We start from the raw sequence: 2870 nt of genomic DNA, 5'->3' as shown, positions 1-2870 counted from the left end.
GACGGCGGCGTCCTCGCTCTCGTGGCCCACGAAGTAGTGGGCGCTGGCCCCGGTGCCCGCCGTATTGTGAAAATACCACCTTCCAGGCCTTCACCACCACCGGGAGCCTGAAGGACTTCAAGCAGACCGCAGACCACGAGTACGTCATCGGCGGCGTGGGCGACTTCCTGCTGGTGCCGGAGAACGGAGAGCTCAAGGCCGACATGCCCCGGACTGACCGCCTGCCCCAGCGCAAGCTGGACACCTACGGGAAGCAGTTCAGCATGACCCGTCAGGCCTTCATCAACGATGATATCGGCTTCCTGACTGAGGTCCCCGGCCTTTACGCCACCGCCGCAAAGAAGACCATCGACAAGCAGGTCTACAAGATCCTCTTCGAGAACAAGGCCATCTTCGACGGCAAAAAGCTCTTCAGCGCGGATCACCGCAACCACATCACCACCGGCAGCAAGCCCTCCCAGGCCAGCATCCAGCAGATCATCCTCCTGAAGATGCAGCAGCAGGTGGATCAGTTCGGAGAAGCCATCTATATCACCCCCCGCACCATCGTGGTGCCTGTGGGCTACGAGTTCGACCTGGCTGTGATCCTCCGCTCCGCCCAGGTGACCGGCTCCAGCAACAACGACATCAACCCGCTCTACAACTACCCCCTGCAGGTTGTCCAGTCCCCCGTGCTGAATGCCCTGGCCGGTACCGGAGCCTGCCCCTGGTTCATGGTTGCCAGTACCGACAGCGCCCGGGGCATCCAGGTGGACTACCTCAACGGCCAGGAGACCCCCACCGTCCGCCGCATGGAGGCGCCCGGCGCCCTGGGATTCGTATGGGATATGTACCTTGACTGGGGCATCAGCGTCCGGGACTTCCGGGGCATCGCCCGTAATGACGGCGAGGCCCTGCCCACCGTTTAATCGCAGAAGGGAGGCAAAACAGATTTGAGCGCGAAATACTGGCAGAGAGGGGAAACCATCGACTATACTGCCGCCGACGGGCTGGCAAACGGCGACGTGGTGGATCTGGCCACCCGGATCGGCGTGGCCGGCGGCGATATTCCGGCCGGAGAGACCGGCGCGGTCCATGTGGTGGGCGTGTTCGAGCTGCCCAAGGCCACCGGGGCTGTGACCCTGGGCCAGGCCCTCTACTGGGACAAGGCGGCGGAGAACCTCACCACCGCCGCCGGCAGCGCCCCCGCAAACACCCCGGCGGGCTGGGCCGTGGCGGCCGCCCAGGAGGATGACGCCACCGTGCTGGTGAAGCTGCTGGGCTGACGGAGGAAAACGCCTTGAATTTTAAGGACTGCGTGGCGACGGATATCCACAAGGTCTTCCTAAACACCGGCGAATTTGCCCAGCGCCGCACCGTCCGCTATGACGGGATGGAGTACCCGGACGTCCCACTTGTCCTGGAGGAGCTGGTACAGGAGCAGCGGGACCGCCTGACCGGTGACCATGTGGGCGGGCTTCACATCATATCCGCCGTCCTCTACTGCGCCCGGGCGGACCTGGGGGGCAAGACGCCCAAGCAGGGGGCCGGTCTGGAGATCGCCGCCCGGGAGGGCGGGCGGTTCTTCCAGAAATACTACATCGCGGCCTCTGCCTGCGATACTCGGCTTGCAGCTCTTTGACCTTGGGCAACTTCTTGACACCCATATCATCAAAGGCGTTTTTCGCCGCCTGGTGGAGCAGAATTTCTTCCTCATGTTCCTGGCGGAATTTCTTGGAATAACCGGCCTTTCGGTAGGCTACATAGGTCTCACGGGTCTTGGCATAGTTGATGATATGGTTCCGCAGAACAGCGATCTCCGCCATGCGTTTCTCTGCCGCCTTGATCCGCGCTGACAGTTCATTGTGGTGGGCCGTGGCCGCCGCTGCTTTTTCCTCCAGCACCGCATAGTCCAGCAGGTTATGCTCGGTGAGATAATTCATGGTCTGCGCCATTTGTTTCAGGTTAAAAACCTTGGCCCAGCGCACATACCCTGCGCCTTTTCCGGCCTGGAGTTTGGCCTGAATATCCACCAGCAGATTGACCTTCGGCGGATCTGCTTGCATGGCCGGTTTCTGACGGGGTGTATGCTCCTTTTTGCCGGTGAGAACGGCCAGCAGGTCCTCCAGGGTGTAGCCTTCACCCAGGCTGTCCAGACGGGCTACTTTATCCCAGCCGGTGAGCTTCAAACGATAGGATTTCCCGCGCCTCGATACCTCGCAGCCAGACTCTTGGAGCAGCTTCAGCAGCTCGTCCAGGTTGGCAGGTTTTTGTGCTAGGGCATTGTCAATGGCAGCCCGCAGCAGCTCCCGGTGGGAGGGCTTGGCCTGATCGCCCAGCCACTTGTTATAGCTCTTTCCATGGGGCTTTGGATTTTCGACAATGGACAATCCATTCTCCACACACAGGGTATCACTCAGTCGCCGGACGGCCTTTGTGCTGCCCCAAAAGTTGCGGAATTTTCGGTCACAGTCCAGGTTGACCGAACTCCAAATAATGTGATTATGGACATGGGATTTGTCGATATGGGTGCAGACAATGAAAGCGTGTTTGCCCTTGGTAAACCGCTTGGCAAATTCCACGCCCAGCCGGTTTGCCTCCTCCGGTGTGACCTCGCCGGGGCAGAAGGACTGACGGACGTGATAGGCAATCACATCGTCCTTTCCCCGCACCCGTCCGGTGGCCGCGATATACTGCCGCTTGGCCAGCAGAAACTCGGCATCAGCGGTCCGGCTGTCACATTCATAGCCAGTGATAAGCCTGCCGTGGTCGGTCTTTTGTGGGTTCGCCACATAGTCGATGATGTCGCTGATTGCTCGGCTCTCCGTGCGGCCCTTGCCGGTGTGCAGCGGCATAATGCGTGTGGTTGCCATGAAGTTTCCCTCCTCTCA

At 60.6% G+C, this 2870-nt stretch carries 2 protein-coding genes and 1 pseudogene; 2 read left to right on the top strand and 1 reads right to left on the bottom strand.

The window, feature by feature from the left end; all coding sequences use genetic code 11:
- Positions 1 to 908, top strand: a 908-nt coding sequence (locus Q0K09_RS10675; protein ID WP_294476223.1) for a Mu-like prophage major head subunit gpT family protein, incomplete at its 5' end; no start/stop codon positions are given.
- A gap of 24 nt (positions 909 to 932) precedes the next feature.
- Positions 933 to 1265 carry a DUF2190 family protein gene (locus Q0K09_RS10670; RefSeq protein ID WP_294476220.1) on the top strand — a complete coding sequence of 111 codons (333 nt, stop codon included), beginning with the start codon at positions 933 to 935 and terminating at the stop codon, positions 1263 to 1265.
- Positions 1266 to 1598: 333 nt separating this feature from the next.
- On the opposite strand, the pseudogene Q0K09_RS10665 reads toward Q0K09_RS10670, so the two are convergent.
- A pseudogene (locus tag Q0K09_RS10665) lies at positions 1599 to 2852 on the bottom strand (relaxase/mobilization nuclease domain-containing protein); the annotation flags it as partial.
- Between the last annotated feature and the right edge of the window lie 18 nt (positions 2853 to 2870).

The sequence above is a fragment of the uncultured Intestinimonas sp. genome (assembly GCF_944387725.1).
GTDB lineage: Bacteria > Bacillota > Clostridia > Oscillospirales > Oscillospiraceae > Intestinimonas.
Note: the sequence above shows the minus strand (reverse complement) of the source record. Positions and strands in the feature narration are given on the sequence as shown.